Annotated in this window: 23 protein-coding genes; 22 read left to right on the forward strand and 1 reads right to left on the reverse strand. The window is 31.5% G+C overall.

The window, feature by feature from the left end; all coding sequences use genetic code 11:
• The first annotated feature begins 11 nt into the window (after positions 1-11).
• The 18 genes from LOS89_RS04565 (at position 12) to LOS89_RS04650 (ending at position 19,018) form a co-directional block, all read left to right on the forward strand.
• Positions 12-266 carry a four helix bundle protein gene (locus LOS89_RS04565; protein WP_255671092.1) on the forward strand — a complete coding sequence of 85 codons (255 nt, stop codon included), beginning with the start codon at positions 12-14 and terminating at the stop codon, positions 264-266.
• Between the two features lie 65 nt (positions 267-331).
• On the forward strand, positions 332-1,864 hold the full coding sequence (guaA, locus tag LOS89_RS04570) for a glutamine-hydrolyzing GMP synthase (RefSeq protein WP_231836663.1): 1,533 nt from the start codon (positions 332-334) through the stop codon (positions 1,862-1,864).
• Between the two features lie 112 nt (positions 1,865-1,976).
• Positions 1,977-3,866: an amino acid ABC transporter substrate-binding protein gene (locus tag LOS89_RS04575; protein WP_231836664.1), complete on the forward strand. Its 1,890-nt coding sequence runs from the start codon at positions 1,977-1,979 to the stop codon at positions 3,864-3,866.
• On the forward strand, positions 3,866-4,270 hold the full coding sequence (locus LOS89_RS04580) for an OsmC family protein (RefSeq protein ID WP_231836665.1): 405 nt from the start codon (positions 3,866-3,868) through the stop codon (positions 4,268-4,270). Before LOS89_RS04575 ends, LOS89_RS04580 begins: the two co-directional genes overlap by 1 nt.
• Positions 4,271-4,340: 70 nt before the next feature.
• On the forward strand, positions 4,341-5,027 hold the full coding sequence (locus LOS89_RS04585) for a hypothetical protein (protein ID WP_231836666.1): 687 nt from the start codon (positions 4,341-4,343) through the stop codon (positions 5,025-5,027).
• The gene (locus tag LOS89_RS04590) at positions 5,027-5,257 is read left to right on the forward strand and encodes a DUF3820 family protein (protein WP_231836667.1); all 231 of its coding nucleotides are present in this window, start codon (positions 5,027-5,029) and stop codon (positions 5,255-5,257) included. The genes LOS89_RS04585 and LOS89_RS04590 overlap by 1 nt, the downstream gene beginning before the upstream one ends.
• Before the next feature lie 346 nt (positions 5,258-5,603).
• On the forward strand, positions 5,604-7,217 hold the full coding sequence (gene pyrG / locus LOS89_RS04595; RefSeq protein ID WP_231836668.1) for a CTP synthase: 1,614 nt from the start codon (positions 5,604-5,606) through the stop codon (positions 7,215-7,217).
• 40 nt (positions 7,218-7,257) lie between these two features.
• A complete protein-coding gene (gene yidC / locus LOS89_RS04600; protein WP_231836669.1) occupies positions 7,258-9,147 on the forward strand; it encodes a membrane protein insertase YidC in 1,890 nt (629 codons plus the stop codon).
• Between the two features lie 63 nt (positions 9,148-9,210).
• Positions 9,211-10,011, forward strand: coding sequence for a pyrroline-5-carboxylate reductase (proC, locus tag LOS89_RS04605; RefSeq protein ID WP_231836670.1), 801 nt, complete (start codon positions 9,211-9,213; stop codon positions 10,009-10,011).
• Between the two features lie 118 nt (positions 10,012-10,129).
• Positions 10,130-10,894, forward strand: coding sequence for a toxin-antitoxin system YwqK family antitoxin (locus LOS89_RS04610; RefSeq protein WP_231836671.1), 765 nt, complete (start codon positions 10,130-10,132; stop codon positions 10,892-10,894).
• The gene (gene mnmA / locus LOS89_RS04615) at positions 10,895-12,082 is read left to right on the forward strand and encodes a tRNA 2-thiouridine(34) synthase MnmA (protein ID WP_231836672.1); all 1,188 of its coding nucleotides are present in this window, start codon (positions 10,895-10,897) and stop codon (positions 12,080-12,082) included.
• Positions 12,083-12,084: 2 nt separating this feature from the next.
• On the forward strand, positions 12,085-12,633 hold the full coding sequence (locus tag LOS89_RS04620) for a hypothetical protein (protein WP_231836673.1): 549 nt from the start codon (positions 12,085-12,087) through the stop codon (positions 12,631-12,633).
• 30 nt (positions 12,634-12,663) lie between these two features.
• Complete coding sequence (locus LOS89_RS04625; protein WP_231836674.1) at positions 12,664-13,599, forward strand: calcium/sodium antiporter; 936 nt, start codon at positions 12,664-12,666, stop codon at positions 13,597-13,599.
• A 41-nt stretch (positions 13,600-13,640) separates the two neighbouring features.
• On the forward strand, positions 13,641-15,260 hold the full coding sequence (locus tag LOS89_RS04630) for a S8 family serine peptidase (RefSeq protein ID WP_231836675.1): 1,620 nt from the start codon (positions 13,641-13,643) through the stop codon (positions 15,258-15,260).
• 3 nt (positions 15,261-15,263) lie between these two features.
• On the forward strand, positions 15,264-16,208 hold the full coding sequence (locus tag LOS89_RS04635; RefSeq protein ID WP_231836676.1) for an NAD(P)H-dependent flavin oxidoreductase: 945 nt from the start codon (positions 15,264-15,266) through the stop codon (positions 16,206-16,208).
• Positions 16,209-16,220: 12 nt separating this feature from the next.
• Complete coding sequence (locus tag LOS89_RS04640; RefSeq protein WP_231836677.1) at positions 16,221-16,649, forward strand: hypothetical protein; 429 nt, start codon at positions 16,221-16,223, stop codon at positions 16,647-16,649.
• 112 nt (positions 16,650-16,761) lie between these two features.
• Positions 16,762-18,372 carry an alkaline phosphatase PafA gene (gene pafA / locus LOS89_RS04645; RefSeq protein WP_231836678.1) on the forward strand — a complete coding sequence of 537 codons (1,611 nt, stop codon included), beginning with the start codon at positions 16,762-16,764 and terminating at the stop codon, positions 18,370-18,372.
• A gap of 13 nt (positions 18,373-18,385) precedes the next feature.
• Positions 18,386-19,018, forward strand: a complete 633-nt coding sequence (locus LOS89_RS04650; protein WP_231836679.1) for a hypothetical protein — start codon at positions 18,386-18,388, stop codon at positions 19,016-19,018.
• Between the two features lie 53 nt (positions 19,019-19,071).
• On the opposite strand, the gene lysA is transcribed toward LOS89_RS04650, so the two are convergent.
• The gene (lysA, locus tag LOS89_RS04655) at positions 19,072-20,277 is read right to left on the reverse strand and encodes a diaminopimelate decarboxylase (protein WP_231836680.1); all 1,206 of its coding nucleotides are present in this window, start codon (positions 20,275-20,277) and stop codon (positions 19,072-19,074) included.
• Between the two features lie 236 nt (positions 20,278-20,513).
• Between lysA and sucC the strand changes: the two genes are divergently transcribed.
• The 4 genes from sucC (at position 20,514) to LOS89_RS04675 (ending at position 24,196) form a co-directional block, all read left to right on the forward strand.
• Entirely contained in the window at positions 20,514-21,707 is a 1,194-nt protein-coding gene (gene sucC, locus LOS89_RS04660) for an ADP-forming succinate--CoA ligase subunit beta (RefSeq protein ID WP_231836681.1), read from the forward strand.
• 121 nt (positions 21,708-21,828) lie between these two features.
• Positions 21,829-22,686: a carboxylating nicotinate-nucleotide diphosphorylase gene (gene nadC, locus LOS89_RS04665; protein WP_231836682.1), complete on the forward strand. Its 858-nt coding sequence runs from the start codon at positions 21,829-21,831 to the stop codon at positions 22,684-22,686.
• A gap of 1 nt (position 22,687) precedes the next feature.
• Complete coding sequence (locus LOS89_RS04670) at positions 22,688-23,611, forward strand: YihY/virulence factor BrkB family protein (protein ID WP_231836683.1); 924 nt, start codon at positions 22,688-22,690, stop codon at positions 23,609-23,611.
• Between the two features lie 21 nt (positions 23,612-23,632).
• The gene (locus tag LOS89_RS04675) at positions 23,633-24,196 is read left to right on the forward strand and encodes a chalcone isomerase family protein (protein WP_231836684.1); all 564 of its coding nucleotides are present in this window, start codon (positions 23,633-23,635) and stop codon (positions 24,194-24,196) included.
• Positions 24,197-24,293: the final 97 nt, after the last annotated feature.

Genomic DNA, 24,293 nt, shown 5'->3' on the forward strand with positions numbered 1-24,293 from the left:
AAAATAACCTAATTCGATTTCAATTAGGTAAATCTTGTACATCAATAGGAGCTAACTATGAAGAGTCTCAAGCAGGTTCATCAAAAGCTGATTTTACTAACAAAGTTAAAATTGCTTTAAGAGAAGCTAGAGAAACTAATTATTGGTTAAGAGTTTTAAAAGAATTAAATGAGAATAGTGATGAATCACTTGAAATGTTAATCAAAGAAAGTCAAGAGTTAAAAAATATTTTAGGAGCAATAGTAGTAAAATCGAATAATAACTAAACTTAAGGTTTAAGGTTTTTGGAAACTTTTTCCTTTTTCCTTTTTCCTTTGTACTTAAATAACACATGCAACACAACGTATTAATTTTAGATTTCGGTTCGCAATACACGCAATTAATTGCACGAAGAGTAAGAGAATTAAATATTTTCTGCGAGATTTTTCCTTACGATAAAATTCCAGCAGATTTATCAACATACAAAGCAGTAATCTTAGGAGGAAGTCCTTGTTCAGTTCGTTCTGAAGAAGCGCTTCACCCAGATTTATCTCAAATCAGAGGTAAAATGCCTTTGTTAGCCGTTTGTTACGGAGCACAATATTTAGCTCATTTTTCAGGTGGAGAAGTTGCAGCTTCAAACACAAGAGAATATGGTAGAGCAAATCTTTCTTTCATTAAAGAAAATGAAGTGTTTTTAGAAGGAGTAAGTCCAAACAGTCAAGTTTGGATGAGTCATTCTGATTCTATCAAACAATTACCTACAAACGGGGTTAAGATTGCAAGTACAAAAGACGTAGAAAATGCGGCTTATAAAATAGAAGGTGAAACAACTTATGCGATTCAGTTTCATCCAGAAGTATATCATTCAACAGATGGAAAACAAATGTTGGAGAACTTCTTGGTAAAAATCGCTCAAGTACCTCAAAATTTCACACCAAATGCTTTCGTGGAGGAAATTGTTGCCGAAATGAAAGAAAAAATCGGAAATGACAAAGTAGTTTTAGGACTTTCTGGTGGTGTAGATTCAACAGTAGCGGCTGTTTTATTAAACAAAGCTATTGGTGATAACTTATATTGTATTTTCGTAAATAACGGATTACTACGTAAAAACGAGTTCCAAAATGTACTAAATCAGTACAAAGGAATGGGCTTAAATGTAAAAGGAGTAGATGCTTCGGCACGCTTTTTGGATGCATTAGCTGGATTAGATGATCCAGAAGCAAAACGTAAAGCTATTGGTAAAGCGTTTATCGAAGTTTTTGATGATGAAGCACACCAATTAACAGATGTAAAATGGCTAGGACAAGGTACGATTTATCCAGATGTTATTGAGTCGGTTTCGGCAACGGGCGGACCATCAGCTACAATTAAATCGCATCACAATGTAGGTGGATTACCTGATTTTATGAAATTGCAAGTGGTAGAACCTTTACGTATGTTGTTTAAAGATGAGGTTCGTAGAGTTGGTAGAACGTTAGGAATTGATGAAGAATTATTAGGTCGTCATCCTTTCCCAGGGCCAGGATTGGCAATTCGTATTTTAGGAGATATTACTCCAGAAAAAGTAGCTATTTTACAAGAAGTAGATGCGGTTTTCATCAACGGATTAAAAGAGCACGGATTATACGATAAAGTATGGCAAGCGGGAGCAATTTTATTGCCTGTTAACAGTGTAGGTGTAATGGGAGATGAGCGTACTTATGAAAAAGTAGTTGCGCTTAGAGCAGTTGAATCTACAGACGGTATGACAGCAGATTGGGTACATTTACCTTACGAGTTTTTAATGAAAATTTCTAATGAAATTATAAATAATGTTAGAGGTGTAAATAGAGTTGTTTATGATATTAGCTCTAAACCACCTGCAACAATAGAATGGGAATAAAATAATTTCCAAATTCAACATATAAATTTCAATAGCAATTATTTTTATTCTATTTTTACAATACGAATTGCTATTGAAATTTTTTATTTAGTATTGTTTTTAAATTATAATTATGATAAAAAGAGTTGTTTTTCTTTTCAGTTTGATTTTTCTTATTGCGTTACCAGTTCAATCTCAGATTAAACATGTAGTTGCAAAAGGAGAAACCGTTTTTCAAATCGCTAAAAAATATGAAATAACACCTTTTGATATTTACCGTTTGAATCCAGATGCAAAAAATGGAGTTCAAGAAAATACTACTTTATTAATTCCTAAAGGAACCGGTTCAAAAACAATTACACATGTGGTTGAACCTAAAGAAACCTTATTTGGAATTGCAAAAAAATACAATGTAACCGTTGCAGATATTGAATCTTGGAACAAAGTAGCATTACAAAATGGTCTAAAAATTGGTCAACAAATTTTTGTTTCAAAACCTACGGCTGCTGAATTAAATTTAGCATCAACAATTGTTGCTAAACCAAAAGTAAATACAAATGCAACAACTCATATTGTTGAAGCAAAAGAAACTAAATACGGAATTGCAACTCGTTATGGATTAACAGTTACCGAATTAGAGCAATTAAATCCTCAAATTATAGGTGGATTAAATGCTGGCGAAACACTTATTTTAAAACTTGGTGTAGTTTCTAAAAAAGTATCTTCTGTTACTTTGGTAAACTATGAAGTACAACCAAAAGAAACAATGTACAGTTTATCTAAAAAGTTTGATATTTCTCAAGGTGAATTGATTACTTTAAATCCTGATTTACAAGACGGTGTAAAAATCGGAATGATTTTAAAAGTGCCTTCAAATGGCACAGGAACTTATGTTTCAAAAACTAAAGATTCTGTTTTAGTTGCAAAAAGTAAAACAAATTTGTTTGCAACTGTTGATAAATCAAAACAAAGAAGTCTGGTTTTACTTTTGCCATTTAATATGAACAAAATTGAAACAGACTCGTTAAAAACGAAAACAGAGCAATTAAAAACAAATAAATTCTTAAACCTTACATTGGATTTTTATGCTGGAGCGCTTATGGCAATTGATTCGGCAAAAACACTTGGATTACCAGTTAATGTAAAAGTTTATGATGTAGAAAGCACAAAATATTCATCAAATGTTGCATCGATTATTTCTAAAAATAACTTTGAAAATGTTGATGTTGTAGTAGGTCCTTTCCAAAATTCGGTTGTGGAAACTACAGCACAATTGCTTTCAAAATATAATGTTCCGGTTATTTCGCCACTTTCAAAAGAGAGAGGTTTACCAATGAATAATTTATATTACACAGTTCCATCTGAAGACTTGTTAAGAACTTCAATGTTCAACTACTTTAAATTTAAAAACGGAAATGTTGTAGCGGTAATAAGTACTAAGAAAACAACTTCTAAAGATTTTATAATTGCTAATTATCCTGAAGTAAAACATGCAGCGTTTAACGATAAAGGTGCTTTAGATGTTGCTTCTTTAAAATCGCAGTTAGTAAAAGGACAAAAGAATTTTGTATTGATGGATATCGAAAAAGCGAGTTCGATTTTAAATATTACCAATATTTTAAAAGGATTGCAAAAAGAGTACGACATTCAATTAGCAGTTTTCGAATTGTATGATGCTTTAAACTTTGAAGAAATTCCAATGAAAAATTTAGCAGAATTGAAAATGTTATTCCCTTCTGCTACAAAAGTGGCTTCGACACCAGAGGAAGTACAATTTGAAAAAGAATTCAAAAAAATAAATAACATCTATCCAAATGCAGCTGCCAAAAAAGGTTTCGATGTTATTTTTGATGCTATGTTGCGTATTTGTCAACCTGATGGATTTGTAAAATCGGCAGAAACCACCAGAACTGAATACATCGAAAATGCATTTGATTATGGTTCTAGCAATGGACTGATTTCGAATAATGCTACTTATTTATTGTATTACGATAGCGATTTAACGATTAAACAAGCGCAATAATGGCAACTTCAAAAGTGACTTATTTAGGTGATTTACGCACCTCTTCTATACATTTACAATCGGGTTCTGAAATTATATCCGATGCACCACTAGACAACAACGGAAAAGGTGAAGCTTTTTCTCCAACTGATACTGTTGCAAACGGATTAGCAAGTTGCATGTTTACGGTTATGGGAATCAAAGCACGAGATATGGAATTTGATTTTTCAGGTTCAACGGCAGAAGTAACCAAAATTATGGGAACCGAACCAAGACGAATTACGGAAATTCATGTAACGTTTAATTTCACTATCAATCCCGACGAGAAGACAAAAACAATCTTAGAAAGAACGGCTATGACTTGCCCAGTTTTCTATAGTTTACATCCAGATATTAAAAAAGAAATCGTTTTTAATTGGAAGTAGGTTAAAACTGAATTTTATCTACAATCTTGTCATTCCGAAGGAATCTCTTTTTAATTCAATCTTAATTGTAATGAAGTTTTTAATTATTTCGTTTTTTTTCTTGCTTTTTTCATGTAGAAATGAAAATGATATTGATTCAAAAAAAATAGATGAAAATTTAAAAACTCAATTTAAAGAAATTAAAAGTGATACACTTATAGTGAATAACTTAAAATTTGTTATAAAGCAGTTTAAAGAAGGAAATTTGGATTTTTCTTTGATTATTTTAAATGGTAAGTTTGATACTATATATAAGCACAAAGATTTTATTAATGAATATAAAATTGCTGACTTTAACAATGATGGATTTCAAGATGTTATATTAGATTATATTACCAATGTGCCAGGTATTGTTGATGTTTTACTTTTTGATTTACATAATGGAAAATTTCAAATAATTGAAGAATTGGGAAATTATGCTAGTCCAATAAAAATAAAGAATTCAGAATGTTATTATTCATATGAAAGAGCTGGATGCGCTGATTATAATTGGGAAAGCGATTTGTTTTACTTATCAGATTATAAATGCGTTAAAATTGGAAATATATCTGGTAAAGGCTGTGGTTATGAAAAAAGAAATGGAATTTTTATAAGTAAAATAGTGAATAATGAAGAAGTCGAAATTAATTGGATAAAACGTGATACAGGTTATTATGAGGATAAATGGGAGTTTATAGAAAATTATTGGACTAAAAATCATTTGAAATTCACCAACTAATGGCTTCCAACCACGAACTCCTCATCAAACTCGCACATACTAAAATGCCCTTTGGTAAATACGAAGGCTATTACTTAATCGACCTTCCGGAGTATTATGTGGTTTGGTATGCTAACAAAGGTTTCCCAAAAGGACAATTGGGCGAACAATTAAAATTGGTCCACGAACTCAAGCTAAACGGCTTAGAACAACTCGTTCGAAACATCCGCAGAAACTTTCCAAAAAAATAAAATATTTTTGCCACAGATTAAAGGATTTTCACTGATTAATCTGTGCTAATCTTAGTAATTCGTTGCTTTAAAATTTCTTTTTGTAACATAAGAAACTTCTCAATAAAGTAAAATTTTTTACCACAGTTCAAAACAATAAATCTGTGCTAATCCATGTAATCCGTGGCTATAAAATTTCGTTTTACGGAATATTTTGTCTTTTAATTATTGAATAGAATATTGTTTACAATTTAATTACAAAATTGATACATCGACTAATTGGCACATTGACTAATTAATATTATCTTTGCACGATTTTATTACAGATAAAAGATATTTATCGCAACAACAACACAACAACAACACAATGAACCAAACTAAGTACATTTTTGTTACCGGAGGTGTGACTTCTTCTTTAGGAAAAGGTATTATCGCAGCTTCGTTAGCTAAATTATTGCAAGCCAGAGGATACAGAACAACTATTCAAAAGTTTGATCCCTACATCAACGTAGATCCAGGAACATTAAATCCTTACGAACATGGAGAATGTTATGTAACTGATGATGGAGCAGAAACAGATTTAGATTTAGGTCACTATGAGCGTTTTTTAAACGTTCCAACTTCTCAAGCAAACAACGTTACTACAGGAAGAGTATATCTTTCTGTTATTGAAAAAGAGCGTAGAGGAGAATTTTTAGGGAAAACAGTTCAGGTTGTTCCTCATATTACAAACGAAATCAAGGAACGCATGCAGTTGCTTGGTAAATCGGGTGATTATGATATTGTAATTACTGAGATTGGAGGAACAGTTGGAGATATTGAATCATTACCTTACATCGAGTCAGTTCGTCAATTGATTTGGGAATTAGGTGAAAATAACGGAATTGTTATTCATTTAACGTTAGTGCCTTATTTGGCTGCTGCCGGAGAATTGAAAACAAAACCAACTCAGCATTCGGTTAAAACTTTAATGGAAAGTGGTATTAAAGCTGATATTTTAGTTTGTAGAACAGAACATGAATTATCTTCAGATTTACGTCAGAAATTAGCATTGTTCTGTAATGTGAAAAAAGAAGCGGTAATTCAATCAATCGATGCGTCTACTATTTATGAAGTTCCAAATTTAATGTTGGAAGAAGGTTTGGATAGAGTAGCGTTAAAAAAATTAGATTTACCTGAAAAGAATTCTCCAGATTTAACTAACTGGAATGAGTTTTTATTCAGATTGAAAAACCCTAAGCACGAAATCAACATCGGTTTAGTTGGAAAATATGTAGAATTACAAGATTCTTACAAATCAATTTTAGAAGCTTTCATTCATGCTGGTGCTGCAAATGAGACAAAAGTGAATGTAATTTCAATCCATTCTGAGTTTTTAGATGCCAATTCGGCAGAAAGTCAATTAAAAGATTTAGATGGTATACTTGTTGCTCCTGGTTTTGGCGGTCGTGGAATTGAAGGTAAAATCGATACCGTTCGTTATGCAAGAGAAAACAATATTCCATTCTTTGGAATTTGCTTAGGAATGCAAATGTCAGTAATTGAGTATTCGCGTAATGTTTTAGGTTATGCTGATGCCAATTCTACCGAAATGAATGAAAATACAGCTCATCCGGTTATTAATTTAATGGAAGAGCAAAAAAATATTGAAAACATGGGAGGAACCATGCGTTTAGGTGCATGGAAATGTAGTATTAAAGAAAATACGTTGGCACACAAAATCTATGGAACAACAGAGATTATGGAACGTCATCGTCATAGATATGAATTCAATGGTGCGTTTTTGAATGAATTAGAAAAGGCAGGTTTAGTAGCTTCAGGAGTTAATCCAGATACTAAATTGGTTGAAATTGTTGAAATTCCAACTCATCCTTTCTTTATTGGCGTTCAATACCATCCTGAATATAAAAGTACAGTAGCTAATCCACATCCACTTTTTGTGAATTTTGTTGCGGCTGCAGTACAACATAAAAATAAATAAACGGTTCACTTAAAAAGGAACACTGAACATTATTAAGTAGATGGAAGAAAAAAAATTAGACCTTAATTCGATTATCGGATTTGTATTGATTTCTGGAATTTTAATTTGGATGCTTTGGTCAAACGCTCCAACACCAGAAGAAATAAAGGAAAAAGAGAAAAAAGAACAATTAGAAAAACAAGCTAAAGAAGTTAATAAAGAAACTTCTGCTGAAGTAGCAAATCCTGTTGCCGATTCAACAAAAAATGCAGCAGCTCAAGCACAGCTAGGTTCTTTTGGATATTCTGCAACACTTCCATCTGCAACAAACGCAGTTACAGAAATTAAAAATGAAGTTTTATCGTTAAAAATTTCTAATAAAGGTGGTTATATCGTAGATGCAACTATTTTAGGTTTTGATCAATTTGAGAAAAACTCTAAAAAAGCAGTTCAAATTATTAAAGACAATAATGCATCTTTAGATATTGCTTTAAATACAACTGACAACAGAACGTTACATACAAAAGAAATGTATTTTGAACCTAAGTTAACAACTGAAGGTAAAAATCAAGTATTAACGTTACAGTTAAAAGCGGCTCCAGATCAGTTTTTAGAATATCGTTATGTGTTAAAGCCTAACGAATATATGTTGGATTTTGCTATCCGTTCTCAAGGGTTAGAAAAAGTAGTGAATACTTCAAAACCATTGGATTTAGAATGGCAAATGAAAACGTACAGAAACGAAAAAAGTGTTTCTTATGAAAACAGATATTCTGAAATCGTTTTTGAATATGAAGATGGAAAAGACGATTATTTAAATGCTGCTAGAGATTCTGAAGACGAAGCAAAAGATGTTTCTTACATTGCTTTCAAGCAACATTTATTTACTTCTATTTTATTAACAGATACTAAATTTAAAACGGCTAAATTTAAGTCAGATAACTTAGTAGATGATGAAAAAGTAGATACAGTATTTACTAAACATTTTACAGCACAAGTTCCATTAGAATTTAAAAATGGAGCTGTAAACTATAATATGAATTGGTATTATGGTCCTTCAAAATACCAAATTTTAAATGGTTACGATAGAAATCTTGATGAAATTATGCCATTAGGTTGGGGAATTTTCGGATGGATTAACCGTTACATCTTTATTCCAGTTTTCGGATTAATTTCAAGCATTGGATTAGGTTACGGTTTGGCTATTATTTTATTTACGATTTTAGTTCGTATAGTAATGTCGCCAGTAACTTATAAATCGTATTTGTCACAAGCAAAAATGAAGGTTTTACGTCCTGAAATTGCTGAATTGAATGAAAAATTCAAAGACAACCCGATGAAGAAACAACAAGAAACAATGAAATTGTATTCTAAAGCAGGTGTTAATCCTATGGCAGGATGTTTACCAGCATTAATGCAAATGCCAATTTTCTATGCCTTGTTTCAGTTCTTCCCATCGATGTTTGATTTAAGACAAAAATCATTCTTATGGGCTGATGACTTATCGTCTTATGACAGTATTTATCAACTACCTTTCCATATTCCGTTTTATGGAAGTCACGTGAGTTTATTCCCAATCTTAGCTTCTATTGCTATTTTCTTCTACATGAAAATGACTACTGGAGATCAAGCAATGAGTGCACCACCGCAAGAAGGTATGCCAGATATGGGTAAAATCATGAAAGTGATGATTTATATTTCACCCTTAATGATGTTATTCTTCTTTAATAACTATGCTTCTGGATTGAGTTTGTACTACTTCATTTCTAACTTAATTACTATTGGAATTATGTTGGTTATCAAAAATTACATTGTAAAAGAAGATAAGATTCATGCTCAAATTCAAGAGAATAAAACAAAAGAGAAGAAGGAAAGTAAATTCCAAAGAAAAATGCGCGAAATGATGGAGCAAGCAGAAGCTCAAAAAGCCGCACAACAAAAGAAAAAGTAATTTTATCTTTATAGTAAACCCTGTCTGCATCGACAGGGTTTTTTTATATCAAATTATCAAAATATGAAAATAGCCATTGTAGGATTTGGTAATATGGGACAAACCTATGCCAATAGTTTTATGAGTTCTGGATTTGTTGGAGCTTCCGATATTTTAGTTTTAAATAGAAGGGAAGTAGATGAAAAATTCCGTTTTGGAATTGATGCCATAAATTTTTATACAGAACCCAATGCGGCTATTTTTAGTTCTGATATTTTAATTTTGGCTGTAAAACCACAAGATTTTAAGCAATTAGCTTCTGTAATAAAACCTTTTTTAAATGACGAGCATGTAGTTTTGTCTGTAATGGCTGGAATTTCAATTGAAACCATGCAAAATGAATTAGGAATTACTAAAATTGTTCGTTCTATGCCAAATATTCCAACACAAATTGGCGAAGGAATGACTGTCTTTTGCGCATCAAATGCGGTGGATAGAAAAGAACTTTTCATTGTTCAGAATTTAATCAACACAACGGGAAAATCAATTTATATTGATAGAGAAGAAATGTTAAATGCAGCTACTGCCGTTTCAGGAAGTGGTCCTGCTTATGTATTTTATTTTATGCAAGCTATGATAGAATCGGCTGTAAAATTAGGTTTTTCGGCATCTGAAGCGGAGTTTTTGGTTAGCCAAACTTTCTCTGGTTCGGTTCAATTACAAAACAGAAGTAAATTGTCTAATGAGGCTTGGATTCAACGAGTAGCTTCTAAAGGAGGAACAACAGAAGCGGCATTGTCAATTTTTAATCAACTTAAGCTTCAGGAAATTGTGATTAACGGTGTAGATTCGGCAAACAATAGAGCAATTGAATTAGGAGCGTAATTTTAGTTCTTAAAACAATATTAAAGTTGCAAGGCTTATCTTCTTAATTTGATTAATTTTGCAATTGGAATAATAATTGTACAACAAAATAGTTATAAAGAAAATCAACAGATATAAAATGAAAAAAATAGTTTTCTTGTTTTTACTTTTCGGAGCTTTTATCGCTAATGCACAAGATAAAATCAATCAATTAGATGATAAAGGTGAACGTCATGGTTTGTGGAGAGGAACTCATAAGGAGTCAAATCGTGTTCGTTACGAAGGAACTTTCAATCACGGAAAAGAAACAGGAATATTTAAATATTTCGATGATACTAAAGCAGGAACTGTAATTGCAACTAGAGATTTCTCTAAAGGAGATGGTTCTTGTTATGCTGTTTTTTATGATCAAAAAGGTAATAAAGTAAGCGAAGGAAAATTGGTTAACAAACTTCCTGAAGGAGAATGGAAATATTATCATTTTGAATCGAAACAGTTAATGTCTCAAGAATTTTACAAAGAGGGTAAATTAGAAGGCGTTCGTAAAGTATTTTATAAAGATGGCGTTTTAGCTGAAGAGACATCTTATAAATCAGGAATTAAAGTTGGAAATTCAAAAACCTATTCTGAAAAAGGACAGTTAATCGATGCTCATATTTACAAAAACGGTCAATATGATGGAATTGCTTCTTATTACGATGGTTTAGGAAATAAAATGTACGAAGGAAGTTATGTAAATGGAAAGCGTGTTGGAACTTGGAAGTTTTTTGAAAAAAATAAAGTAATTAAAGAAGTTAAGGCGGCTAAATTTAGTCAGGAATTAATTCAATACGAGCAAAGAAATACTAAAGAAGTGTCAAAAACACTAGAGCAATTAAAAGAAGAAAAAGGAGGACAAGAATAAATGAAAAGAGTAGTAGTAGGACTTTCGGGAGGAGTAGACTCGAGTGTTGCCGCTTATTTATTAAAAGAACAAGGATATGAAGTAATCGGGTTATTCATGAAGAATTGGCACGATGATTCTGTTACAATTTCTAACGAATGTCCTTGGTTAGAAGATAGTAATGATGCACTTTTAGTTGCAGAAAAATTAGGAATTCCTTTTCAAACAGTAGATTTATCAGAACAATACAAGGAAAAAATTGTTGATTATATGTTCAACGAATACGAAAAAGGAAGAACTCCAAATCCTGACGTATTGTGTAATAGAGAAATTAAGTTTGATGTTTTTATGAAAATTGCTATGTCACTTGGTGCAGACTATGTGGCAACAGGACATTATTGTAGAAAAGGAACTATCGAAAAAGACGGAAAAGAAATTTACCAATTATTAGCTGGTAAAGATGGAAATAAAGACCAATCGTACTTTTTATGTCAATTATCGCAAGACCAACTTTCGAAAGCTTTATTCCCAATTGGTGAATTAACTAAGCCAGAAGTTCGTGAAATTGCCTCGAAATTAGATTTAATAACTGCCGAAAAGAAAGATTCGCAAGGACTTTGTTTTATCGGAAAAGTGCGTTTACCTGAATTTTTACAACAAAAATTACAACCAAAAGAAGGTGTAATTATTGAAATTCCAGTTGAAGCAGCTATCTATAATCAAGAAAAACCACAATTTGATTCTGAGGAAGAAGCTTTTGCTTACGAATCAAGAAGGATTGACTATTTGAAAGTTCCAGGAAAAGTAATGGGAAAACATCAAGGTGCTCATTATTTTACTAAAGGACAGCGTAAAGGTTTGAATGTTGGAGGAACTAAAGAGCCTTTATTTATTATAGAAACTGATGTTGATAAAAATATTGTCTATACCGGTCAAGGTAATCAACATCCAGGATTGTTTAAAAAAGCCTTGTTTATTGCAAACGATGAAGTACATTGGATAAGAGAAGATTTAGCTTTACAAGAAGGTGAAACTTTAGAAGTAATGGCTCGAATTCGTTATCGACAGCCGTTACAAAAAGCAACTTTACATCAATTTAAAGATGGCATGTATGTGGTTTTCGAAAATCCACAATCTGCTATTACAGAAGGGCAATTCGTTGCTTGGCATCAAAATGATGAAATCTTAGGAAGTGGTGTAATTGCTTAATAATGGATTTGATAGATACAATTATCAATAGTATTGATACCAATATTATTTTGTGTTTGATTCCGTTGATTTTGACATTATGGATTACAAATTCTATTTTCAAAGAAAAATATCATTCTAGAAATGCATTAAATATTATTGGCTGGATAATAATATACTATAGTGTCATTATTTTGATTCGTTTTGTAATTGAAGTTATAATTAACTATGATAATGTTGCAATTTATAATAGAGCTACTGGTCCATATTGGTGGTCTTATTGGTTAATGTTTTTCTGTGCAGCAATTTTACCTTTTTCCTTATTGTCAAAAAAATTGAGAAATAAATTTTGGTACGTTTTTATTGCAGCATTTTGCATTAAAATTGGTTTTTATTTTGAAAGATATGTGATAATAATGTCAAATTTACATAGAGATTATTCTCCATCTGGTTGGTCAAATAGCAATTATATTTTTTTAAATTATTTAGGAATTAATTTTTTACAAGGCTTTTTATTAGCTATTTTAACATTGGTTCTTTATAATTCAATTATTAGGCTAAAAAATAAATAATCAATTATATTCGCAGAAATACAATTTTTCATGAACTTTATCTACATTATTTTAGGCTTAGTATTATTAGTCCTAGGCGGAAACTGGCTTTTAAAATCATCTGTTGGTTTATCACTAAAACTTAATATTTCTAAAATCATTGTAGGATTAACAGTGGTTTCGTTTGCTACTTCAGCACCTGAAATGATTGTAAGTATAAAAGCTGCTTTAGATGGTTTTCCTGATATAGCTGTTGGAAATGTTGTAGGTTCAAACATTGGTAATATTGGTCTGGTTTTAGGAATTGTTTTGCTAATAAATGCTATTCAAGTTGAAACAAATTTCTACACGACCGATTGGCCTATGAAAATGATTGCTTCAGTTTTATTGTTTTTCTTCTTAATACTAGATGGGAAACTTAGCCGAGCTGAAGGAATTATCTTTGTTGTACTTTTAATTGCTTTTGTAATTCATTTAATCAAGCAAAATAAAACGGTTGAAATTGAAATTAATGAAGAGAAAGAAACCGAGATGTCTTATTCGATAATTTTCGGATTATTAGCTATTGGTGGTTTTGCACTTTGGTTGGGCTCTGAATTATTAGTTGATGGAGCTGTTAGTCTTGCTGAAGGATTAGGAGTTAGTAAACGTGTAATTGCAATAACTGTTGTTTCAATTGGAACAAGTGTACCAGAATTAGCATCTTCAATTATAGCGGCAATTAAGAAAGAAAACGATATTTCAATTGGAAATATTATTGGATCTAACATTTTCAATATTTTAAGTGTTTTAGGTTTTACAGCAATCATTAAACCAATCGAAAATGTAGATGCTAAAATTTTGTCTTTCGATATTTATTGGTTGTTAGCCTTTGCATTTATTCTGTTGCCAATGGTTTTTCTACCAAAACGAAACAGTTTGTCATTTAAAGAAGGAGCGCTTTTAGTAGTATCTTATATTGTATTTATCTATTTTACCATTCAGTAATAAATTTATTTTTATATTTGGTAACCAAACATTTACCAAAAATGAATAGAAAATTACTTTTCTTTTTTACTTTCTTTTTTTGTTATGTAGTTCAAGCTCAAGAGGATGCTTGGGTGTATTTTAATGATAAACCTGATGCTGCTTTTTATTTGAGCAATCCTTTGCAAATGTTATCCCAACGAGCTTTGGACAGAAGAACAACGCAAGGAATTTTGTTAAACGATACCGATGTGCCTATTTCTCAAACGTATATTGACGAAGTAACAAATACTACTGGAATTACAGTAATGGCAAAATCAAAATGGTTAAATGCTTTGCATATTAGAGGTTCTCAATCCGATATTCAAACGCTTACTAATCTAACTTTTGTTAATCGAGTTGAATTTGCTGACCGAACTTTGAATTCAAGAACAGCTCCAACTAATAGAGTAAGGGAAATACAAAATGTAAACAAACAGCTTGAAGTTTTGGTAGATTACAATTATGGAGGTTCTTCAAATCAAATTCAAATGTTAAATGGACATTTGTTACACCAACAAAATTATACTGGTCAAGGAAAGATAATTGCAGTTATGGATGCTGGTTTTCCAGGTGTAGATACAGCGAGTCCTTTTCAACGTTTACGTGATAACAATCTAATTTTAGGTGGTTATAATTTTCCAGATAGAAATACTTCTTTTTACACAAGAGGTTCGCACGGAACAAATGTTTTGTCTTGTATGGGCGGATACGTAGATAATCAATTGGTAGGAACTGCACCTGATGCACAATATTATTTGTTTATTACAGAAGATATTAATTCAGAAAATCCGGTTGAAGAATCGTATTGGGTAGAAGCTGCTGAAATGGCGGATAGCTTAGGTGTTGATGTTATTAATACATCTTTAGGTTATTTTGAATATGATATTCCAAATTACAGTTATTCGTATGCTGATATGAATGGGACAAAAACATTTATATCAAGAGGTGCTGATATGGCTTTTTCAAAAGGAATGATTTGTGTTACAAGTGCTGGAAATTCAGGAGCCACTTCTGAACCACATATCGCAACACCTGCTGATGCAATAACCACATTGACTATTGGAGCAGTGAATGCGACGGAAGATTATGTTTCTTTTAGTTCTATCGGACCTTCTTTTGATGGAAGAGTAAAACCCGATGTTTGTGCAAAAGGTTTAAGTGCAACGGTAAGTAATACTGCTGGAGCTATTGTAAATGCAAACGGAACTTCATTTTCTAGTCCTATTATGGCTGGAATGGTAACTTCTTTTTGGTCTGCTGTTCCAAATATGACCAATGCAGAAGTTGTTCAATTTGTAAAACAATCAGCTGATTTATATGCCAATCCAACAATTTTTAAAGGATATGGTGTCCCTGATTTTCAATTGGCACTTTCAAACGCTCTTTCTTTGAATTCAAACGAAATTGCTTCAGTTGTTTTATATCCAAATCCAGTAAAAGATAAAATTTTAGTTAGCTTACCAAACGATGGTACTTCGGCTAAATTAACGTTATATAACAATATTGGTCAACAAGTAAATTCTTATGTCATTAATGAAACAAATTCTACTATTTATTTAGAAAGTTTGGCATCTGGTTTGTACTTTTACCAAGTAGAATTTGCTAATAAAACAGCAAAAGGAAAATTATTGAAATTATAATTAATGAATAAAATTACCCAACTCTTTAACATAAAATATCCTATTATTCAAGGCGGAATGATTTGGAACAGTGGTTACAAATTAGCAAGTGCGGTAAGTAACGCTGGTGGTTTAGGTTTAATAGGAGCTGGTTCAATGTATCCGGAAGTGCTTAGAGAACACATCCAAAAATGTAAAAAAGCAACTGATAAACCTTTTGGTGTTAATGTCCCAATGTTGTATCCAAACATTGAAGAAATTATGCAAATTTTAAAAGAAGAAGGAGTTAAAATCGTTTTTACTTCTGCAGGTAATCCAAAAACTTGGACGCCTTTTCTTAAAGAAAATGGCATAACTGTTGTACATGTTGTAAGTAGTTCAAAATTTGCATTAAAAGCACAAGAAGCTGGTGTGGATGCTGTCGTAGCTGAAGGTTTTGAAGCCGGTGGGCACAATGGTAGAGAAGAAACCACAACGCTAACTTTAATTCCAATGGTTCGTGAGCAAGTTTCGATTCCTTTAATTGCTGCTGGTGGAATTGCAACAGGAAGAGGAATGTTAGCAGCAATGACTTTAGGTGCCGATGGAGTTCAAATGGGAAGTCGTTTTGCTGCTTCAACAGAAAGTTCAGCTCATGATGAATTTAAGCGAACAATTGTTGAAACGGGTGAAGGCGATACACAATTAACATTGAAAGAGTTGGCTCCAGTAAGATTAATAAAAAATAAATTTTACAACGATGTTCAGGAATTATATTCTAAATGTCCATCAAAAGAAGATTTAGAAACTTTATTAGGAAAAAGAAGAGCTAAAAGAGGAATGTTTGAAGGCGATTTAGTAGAAGGTGAATTAGAAATTGGTCAAATTGTCGGATTAATTAATGATATTTTGCCTGTTGAAACTATTGTTGATAATATCATTACCGAATTTAACATTGCTAAAAAAGAGGTAACTACCTTTGAATTTTAATATAACAATGAAATGAAGAGTTTAAAATACATACTATTGTTTTTGTTTTTTGCATCGGTTACTACTTATGCTCAAAAATATAATTTCAAAACTTCTGGATATATGGTTAGCCAGAAAGACAAAAAAGGAAATTGGAGCGAATGGTCTAAATTGCAAAAATCTGAAATGACGGTGCTATTAGATATGGAAAGTCACAGAATTGTGGTTTATTCAGAAGTACTTCAATTGTTTTCTATTATGAAATATGGAAACCAAGAAACGGTTGGCGATGACGATGTAGTTAAATTTAATTGTGTGGATAATAATGGAGTAGAATGCGTTTTGGCTATTTATACTAGAAAAAAACAAGGAGGAAGAAATCAATTATATATTACCTATGAAGATATGATTATTGCTTACAATATGACGGTTCTTGAAGATAAGCCCGCAAAAAAGAAATAATTCTAAACTATATTTAAAATGACTTTTTATTGAATGCAATAGAAAGTCATTTTTGTATTTATTAACATTCCATTTACATCAAAAACGTACTTTTGTATAAAATAGTTTTAAAATGAAAAAAGCCTTAGCCGTATCAGTATTACTTGTTTCTTCGCTACTCTCAGCACAAGATAAACCTAAATTAGTAGTAGGAATTGTAGTAGACCAAATGAAAATGGAATACTTATATCGTTTTTCAAACGACTTTTCCGAAAATGGTTTCAAGCGATTAATGAAAGAAGGATACACTTTTAATAATACCCATTACAATTACATGCCAACTTATACCGCACCTGGGCATGCTTCTATTTATACAGGAACTACGCCAGCAGTTCACGGAATTGTAGGAAACGAATGGTTCAATAAAGCTACTGGCAAAGAAATGTATTGTACCGATGACGAATCGGTGAGTACTATTGGTGATGATTCTGAAAAAGAAGGAAAAATGTCGCCAAGAAATTTGCAAAGTTCAACCATGACAGATGAGTTAAAGTTGTCAACGAATTTTAAAGGAAAAGTTATCGGAATCAGTATCAAAGATAGAGGAGCTATTTTACCAGCCGGACATTTTGCAGATTGGGCTTTTTGGTACAGCAAAACAGGAGCTTTTATTTCGAGTACGTACTATGGTGAAAAATTACCAGATTGGGCAACCCAATTCAATTCAGAGAAACATTATTTGAAATATTTAAGCAAGAATTGGGAATTATTGAAATCTAAAGAAACGTACAACGAAAGTTTAAATGACAATAATCCTTACGAGGGAAAATTGTACAAAAAAGCGCCATTTATGCCATACAATTTAAAAGATATGTATGATGCAAATGATGCAGGAGTTTTACGTTCTACACCTTTTGGAAATAATTTATTAGCCGATTTTGCTAAGAAAGCGATTGAAAGTGAAAATTTAGGGAAAGATAATATTACCGACTTTTTAGCGGTTAGTTTCTCATCAACTGATTATGTTGGACATCTTTTAGGACCAAGATCTATTGAATTGCAAGATACCTATTTACGTTTAGACGAAACTATTGCGGATTTCTTAACTTATCTAGATAAAACGGTTGGAAAAGGAAATTACTTGGTTTTCTTAACGGCTGATCATGCTGGTGCCGAAAATGTAACTTATTTAAAAGATAACCGATACAAAGTTGATAACATCAATTATAAGAACATTCAAAAAGAGTTAAAAGAGTTTTCTGAAAAAACGTATGGTGAAGATTTACTTTTAAATTATTCTAATTACAATGTGTTTTTTGATAAGAATAAAGTGAAATCAAAAGGGTTGAACTTACAAGATGTTAAGCAAACTTTTAAAGAGTATTTGCAAAAACAAGAATATTTAAAAAGAGCTTACACAGAAGAAGAAGTTGCGAATGCAAATGCAACAGATTATTATTTGAATTTTGTTGCTAAAGGTTACGATCCAACACAGAATGGTGAGTTAGTTGTTATTTTTAAACCAGGTTATGTAGAATATTCTGCAACCGGAACAACTCATGGTTCGCCTTATTCGTATGATACACATGTTCCATTATTATTTTATGGATGGAATATTAAAAAAGGAGCAACTCACGATAGAAAAGAAATTACACAAATTGCACCAACCATTACACAAATGCTAAAAATAACTATGCCAAACAGTTCTGATGGTAAGGTGTTATTAGAGGTTTTGAATAAATAAAATATTGGCTGTTATGAAAATAAATTTTTCAGATGATTTTGAGAATGAGATTTTTAATAAAAGTTTGGATTTAAGCACAGACTATGCTGAAGTGTCTTTAGATTTGATTTTTGAAGATGGGTTATTGAAAGAATTGCCAATAGTTAAAACACTTTTTACATTTTATAATATTACATCATCAATTATTGCTCAACATAATGTGAAAAAAATATTAGTTTTTCTTCAAGAGTTTCATTCTCATAGAATTGAAGATGATAAAATTAAAAAGTTTAAAAAACAATTTAATAAAGATTTGAATTATCGAAATGAAGTTTTGGAAACGGTATTAATTTATATTGAAAGATTTACAGATGTAAAAAAGTCTAAAATTTTAGCAAATCTTTTTATTGCTTATATAAACGAAAATTTATCATGGGAAGAATTTCAAAAGATGACTTTTATTTTAAACACACTAAACCCATCAAGTTTTGATTTTATGACTAAATATTTTGAATCTAATTCATCCAAAAGTATGATCGAATTAGTTGAAGGCGAAGCGTTTCTATTAGCTTCTGGAATAGGTACGAAATATGAGGATAGATTTAGATTAACCAGAACTGGAATATCTATTTATGAGTTTGGTATTAAACCATTGAAAAATAAATAAAATCAAAAATCCCGAATTAAATTAATAATCCGGGATTTTTTCTTAACCAAAAACTAAATTTCAATAATAACTTGATTTTTCAAAATATCGTCAAACGTTTCACGCTCTCTGATTAAGTGAGCCGTTCCGTCTTTCCATAAAACTTCGGCTGGTTTTAGTCGTGAGTTGTAGTTAGATGCCATTGAAAAGCAATAAGCGCCTGCGTTTCTAAAGCATAAAATATCACCTTCGTGTATTTCAGTAATTCTTCGGTTGCTAGCAAATGTGTCCGTTTCACAAATGTATCCTACTACCGAATAATAGCGTTCTTTACCTTTAGGATTAGAAATATTTTCAATATGATGTTGCGACCCATATAACATAGGTCTGATTAAATGGTTGAATCCCGAATCAATTCCAGCAAAAACTGTTGAAGTAGTTTGTTTTACAACATTTACTTTTGCTAAGAAATATCCAGCTTCACTTACCAAAAATTTCCCTGGTTCAAAAGCTAGTGTTAACGGTCTTCCATATTCTTTTTCGAATGCTAAAAAGCGTTTCGTTAATTTTCTTCCAAATTCTTCAACATTAGTTTCAATATCACCTTTTTTGTATGGTACTTTAAATCCACTTCCAAAATCGATGAAATCCAATTCTGGGAAATTTTTAGCGGTTTCAAATAAGATTTCAGCTGCATATAAAAACACTTCTACATCTAAAATGTCAGAACCGGTATGCATATGAATTCCGTTGATATGCATTTTAGTGTTTTCAATAATTCTTAAAATATGTGGTAATTGATGAATTGAAATTCCAAATTTACTATCAATATGTCCTACAGAAATATTAGCATTTCCTCCAGCCATTACGTGAGGATTAATACGAATACAAACTGGAATAGTAGGGTGTTTTGTACCAAATTGCTCTAAAATAGACAAGTTGTCAATATTGATTTGAACTCCTAATGCTGCAACGTTTTCTATTTCTTCCATAGAAACTCCGTTTGGTGTATAAATAATATCTTTAGGATCTACACCAGCAAGTAATCCAAGTTGTACTTCTTGAATAGAAACCGTATCCAAACCAGAACCTAAACTTTTTAGGTACTTCAAAACAGAAACATTAGATAAAGCTTTCACTGCATAGTGTACCTTAAAACGTTCCACCTTGCTAAAAGCAGTTTGTAAACGATTGTATTGAAAAGCTATTTTTTCCGCATCATAAACATATAACGGACTTCCAAATTCTGTTGCTAATTGTTGTAATACTTCTGGTTTCATTTTAAATTATTTTGATGCAAAAGTAAATCAATTTAGTTCAGATGCAATTTTTAAAACAATTATTAACAAAAAATAACAAAATGTTTTATTTGTAACAAATGTTGTTTTTGTTCAGTATTATAGGAGTAAGAATATGTATATCAAATTCCCAAATAAAACTAAAAAAAGTTAGTCCATTAAAAATTACTTTGTTATTTTTGTGGCACTTTTTTAAACAAGATAAACGCATAACAATTATGAACATACACGAATATCAGGGTAAAGAAATCCTAGCTAGTTATGGAGTACGCGTACAACGCGGAATTGTAGCAAACAATCCAGTTGAGGCGGTTGCTGCAGCTAAACAATTGACTGCTGAAACAGGTACAAGTTGGTACGTAGTAAAAGCACAAATCCATGCTGGAGGTAGAGGAAAAGGTGGAGGAGTTAAGTTAGCTAAAAACTTAGATCAAGTTACTGAGCTTTCTGAACAAATCATCGGAATGCAATTAATTACACCTCAAACACCACCTGAAGGAAAAACAGTTCACAAAGTATTAATTGCTGAAGATGTTTATTATCCTGGTGAAAGTGAAACTTCTGAGTTTTATGTTTCTGTATTATTAAACAGAGCTACAGGACGTAACATGATTATGTATTCTACTGAAGGTGGAATGGATATTGAAGAAGTTGCTGAGCATACACCACATTTAATCTTTACTGAAGAAATCGATCCTGCTTATGGATTACAAGGTTTCCAAGCTAGAAAAATTGCTTTTAATTTAGGTTTATCTGGTGAGGCTTTTAAAGAAATGGTGAAATTTATCGATGCTTTATACAAAGCGTATATCGGCTCTGATTCATCTATGTTTGAAATCAACCCAGTATTAAAAACATCTGACAACAAAATATTAGCAGTTGATGCTAAAGTAAATATCGACGATAACGCTTTATTCAGACAAGCAAAATATGCTGAAATGCGTGACATTAGAGAAGAAAATCCAATCGAAGTTGAAGCTAAAGAAGTAGGATTAAACTACGTTGATTTAGATGGAACTGTTGGATGTATGGTAAACGGTGCTGGTTTAGCAATGGCTACTATGGATTTAATTAAATACGCAGGTTTTGAACCAGCTAACTTCTTAGACGTAGGAGGAACTGCTGATGCTAAACGTGTCGAAACAGCTTTCCGTATCATCTTAAAAGATCCAAACGTAAAAGCTATCTTAATTAACATTTTTGGTGGTATCGTTCGTTGTGACCGTGTTGCTCAAGGTGTTGTAGATGCTTACAAAAACATGGGTGATGCAATCAAAGTGCCAATCATCGTTCGTTTACAAGGAACTAACGCAGAAATTGCTAAAGAATTAATTGATAATTCTGGTATGCCAATTTTATCTGCTGTTCAATTCCAAGAAGCAGCTGACCAAGTTAAAGCAGCTTTATCTTAATAAGATAAAAAAATTATATAGAAAAACTCCTAGATTATGTCTAGGAGTTTTTTGTTTTTACAAGCTAAATATTTTCAAAACAACAGAGTATTTCTTACATTAGCCTATCAATTAAAATATCATGATTTCAGAAGCGCTATTTCAAAAAGAATTAGAAATTATTATTAGTAATGCCATTAGAGAAGATGTTGGTGATGGTGATCATAGTTCGTTAGCTTGTATTCCGGCTAATGCTCAAGGAAAAGCTAAATTATTAGTTAAAGATGAAGGAATTATCGCTGGTGTTGAATTTGCAAAGATGATTTTCGACTATGTTGATAAGGATATGATAGTTGAAACTTTTATAGAAGATGGTGCTCACGTAAAACATGGTGATATTGTTTTTCATGTTTCTGGACGCTCACAATCTATTTTAAAAGCAGAACGATTAGTGCTAAATTCTATGCAAAGAATGAGCGCAATTGCTACAAAAACAAAACAATTTGTAGATTTATTAGAAGGAACTTCAACCAAAATTTTAGATACAAGAAAGACAACTCCGGGTATTAGAGCAATCGAAAAATGGGCTGTAAAAATCGGTGGTGGTGAAAATCATCGATTTGCTTTATACGATATGATTATGCTAAAGGACAATCATATTGATTTTGCAGGAGGAATTCCGCAAGCTATAGCTAAAACAAAACAATATTTATTGGACAACAATAAAGATTTGAAGATTATTGTTGAAGCAAGAGATTTAAATGAAGTTCAGCAAATATTAAAAGCTGGAGGAGTTTATAGAATTCTTTTGGATAATTTTGATTACGAAACTACTAAGAAAGCGGTAGAAATAATTGGGAATCAAAGTTTAACGGAATCATCAGGTAATATCAATGAAAAAACCATTCGTAATTACGCTGAATGTGGTGTTAATTATATTTCTTCAGGTGCGCTTACTCATTCTGTTTATAATATGGATTTAAGTCTAAAGGCTATTTAATATGTCAGAAGAAATCGAAAACAAACTCAATAAGATTCCTGTAGTCAAACAATTAATTGTTGTTTTAAAGGCTTTTAAGTTAAAATCTTTAGAAGGACTTACGCTTTATGATATCATTGAGATGTATATTCTTGGGATTTTTAAAGGAGCCTTTTCGTATCGTGCTAGTGCCATTGCGTTTAGTTTCTTTATGGCTTTGTTTCCTTTTGCACTTTTCATTCTGAATTTAATTCCTTACATACCATTAGATAATTTTCAAGCAGATTTTTTGCGATTTGTTGAAAATGGAGTTCCACCAAACACCTATGATGCTATTGAAGCTATTTTAAAAGATATCATGGGTACCAGTTATAAAAGTTTATTATCCTCGGGTTTTATTCTTTCCATTTTTTTAATGACAAATGGAGTTAATGCCATTTTAGGAGGTTTTGAAATGTCGACTCATATTACCATTACTAGAGGTTTTTTTAGACAATACTTTATTTCGATGGCAATTTCACTTGCGCTTTCATTTATTTTGATAATTACAGTAGCTGCAATCGTAATAGCGGAAGTTTTTATTCAAAAAATTAATGCAAAAGGATTTATTGAAGATATTTATTTGATAGAATGGAGTAGATACGGTTTTATTTTATTGATGATTTTAATTACAACTTCTATCTTGTATAAGTTTGGTACAAAAGAAACATCAAGCTTGTCATTTATTAGTTATGGCGCTGTTTTCACAACAATATTAATCATTCTTTCGTCGTATATTTTTGGTATTTACGTAACCAAGTTTGCTAAATACAACGAGCTTTATGGTTCAATTGGTACGCTTCTTGTATTGATGTTTTATATTTGGATAAACTGCATGGTTTTATTGTTAGGTTTCGAACTAAATGCAACTATTTCTAAATTAAAAAGAAAAAATTTATATATTTAACAAAACAAAAAAAATCTAATTATGAAAAAACAATTTATTGCATTATTTATGATTATTGCAACAGTATTTACTGTTAATGCGCAACAAACAATTGCTGGAGTAAAAGTAGACTCAAAATTGAGTTTAGAAGGGCAAAATTTAGTTCTTAATGGAGCAGGAACTCGTGTTAAGTTATTCATGGACATGTATGTTGGTGCTTTGTATTTAGAGAAAAAAAGTTCAAATGCTGCCGAAATTATGAATAGTAAAGAAGGTGCGGCTATTAAATTAAATATCGTTTCTGGTTTAATTAGCTCTGATAAAATGATTTCAGCAATTAACGAAGGTTTTGAGAATTCTACAGGAAAGAAAACAGCTCCTTTAAAAGCTAAAATTGATAAATTCAAAAGTTTCTTTAAAGAAGAAATTAAAAAAGGCGATTTTTTTGTAATTATTAATGTGCCAAATGAAGGTGTGGTGGTTTACAAAAATGGAGTAAAAAAAGGAAGTGTTGATGGACATGACTTCAAAAAAGCTTTGTTCGGAATTTGGTTATGTGATAAACCAGCTGACAAAGATTTAAAAAATGATATGTTAGGAAAATAATTTCTATTAAATAGATAAGGAAGCGTTCTCAATTGAGGGCGCTTTTTTTTATTCATGAATTTATCTTTTTTCTATTCTCTTTTTTCTATTCTCTTTT

Source organism: Flavobacterium channae, from assembly GCF_021172165.1.
Lineage (GTDB): Bacteria > Bacteroidota > Bacteroidia > Flavobacteriales > Flavobacteriaceae > Flavobacterium > Flavobacterium channae.

Bases quoted from the DNA above. Each gene is read 5' to 3' on its own strand.
- yidC (WP_231836669.1), top strand. From the start codon at position 7,258: ATGGAAGAAAAAAAATTAGACCTTAATTCGATTATCGGATTTGTATTG.
- LOS89_RS04675 (WP_231836684.1), top strand. From the start codon at position 23,633: ATGAAAAAACAATTTATTGCATTATTTATGATTATTGCAACAGTATTT.
- LOS89_RS04590 (WP_231836667.1), top strand. From the start codon at position 5,027: ATGGCTTCCAACCACGAACTCCTCATCAAACTCGCACATACTAAAATG.
- LOS89_RS04650 (WP_231836679.1), top strand. From the start codon at position 18,386: ATGAAAATAAATTTTTCAGATGATTTTGAGAATGAGATTTTTAATAAA.
- LOS89_RS04635 (WP_231836676.1), top strand. From the start codon at position 15,264: ATGAATAAAATTACCCAACTCTTTAACATAAAATATCCTATTATTCAA.
- LOS89_RS04610 (WP_231836671.1), top strand. From the start codon at position 10,130: ATGAAAAAAATAGTTTTCTTGTTTTTACTTTTCGGAGCTTTTATCGCT.
- mnmA (WP_231836672.1), top strand. From the start codon at position 10,895: ATGAAAAGAGTAGTAGTAGGACTTTCGGGAGGAGTAGACTCGAGTGTT.
- LOS89_RS04580 (WP_231836665.1), top strand. From the start codon at position 3,866: ATGGCAACTTCAAAAGTGACTTATTTAGGTGATTTACGCACCTCTTCT.
- LOS89_RS04670 (WP_231836683.1), top strand. From the start codon at position 22,688: ATGTCAGAAGAAATCGAAAACAAACTCAATAAGATTCCTGTAGTCAAA.
- LOS89_RS04630 (WP_231836675.1), top strand. From the start codon at position 13,641: ATGAATAGAAAATTACTTTTCTTTTTTACTTTCTTTTTTTGTTATGTA.
- guaA (WP_231836663.1), top strand. From the start codon at position 332: ATGCAACACAACGTATTAATTTTAGATTTCGGTTCGCAATACACGCAA.
- LOS89_RS04585 (WP_231836666.1), top strand. From the start codon at position 4,341: ATGAAGTTTTTAATTATTTCGTTTTTTTTCTTGCTTTTTTCATGTAGA.
- pyrG (WP_231836668.1), top strand. From the start codon at position 5,604: ATGAACCAAACTAAGTACATTTTTGTTACCGGAGGTGTGACTTCTTCT.
- nadC (WP_231836682.1), top strand. From the start codon at position 21,829: ATGATTTCAGAAGCGCTATTTCAAAAAGAATTAGAAATTATTATTAGT.
- proC (WP_231836670.1), top strand. From the start codon at position 9,211: ATGAAAATAGCCATTGTAGGATTTGGTAATATGGGACAAACCTATGCC.
- pafA (WP_231836678.1), top strand. From the start codon at position 16,762: ATGAAAAAAGCCTTAGCCGTATCAGTATTACTTGTTTCTTCGCTACTC.
- lysA (WP_231836680.1), bottom strand. From the start codon at position 20,277: ATGAAACCAGAAGTATTACAACAATTAGCAACAGAATTTGGAAGTCCG.
- LOS89_RS04620 (WP_231836673.1), top strand. From the start codon at position 12,085: ATGGATTTGATAGATACAATTATCAATAGTATTGATACCAATATTATT.
- LOS89_RS04575 (WP_231836664.1), top strand. From the start codon at position 1,977: ATGATAAAAAGAGTTGTTTTTCTTTTCAGTTTGATTTTTCTTATTGCG.
- LOS89_RS04640 (WP_231836677.1), top strand. From the start codon at position 16,221: ATGAAGAGTTTAAAATACATACTATTGTTTTTGTTTTTTGCATCGGTT.
- sucC (WP_231836681.1), top strand. From the start codon at position 20,514: ATGAACATACACGAATATCAGGGTAAAGAAATCCTAGCTAGTTATGGA.
- LOS89_RS04625 (WP_231836674.1), top strand. From the start codon at position 12,664: ATGAACTTTATCTACATTATTTTAGGCTTAGTATTATTAGTCCTAGGC.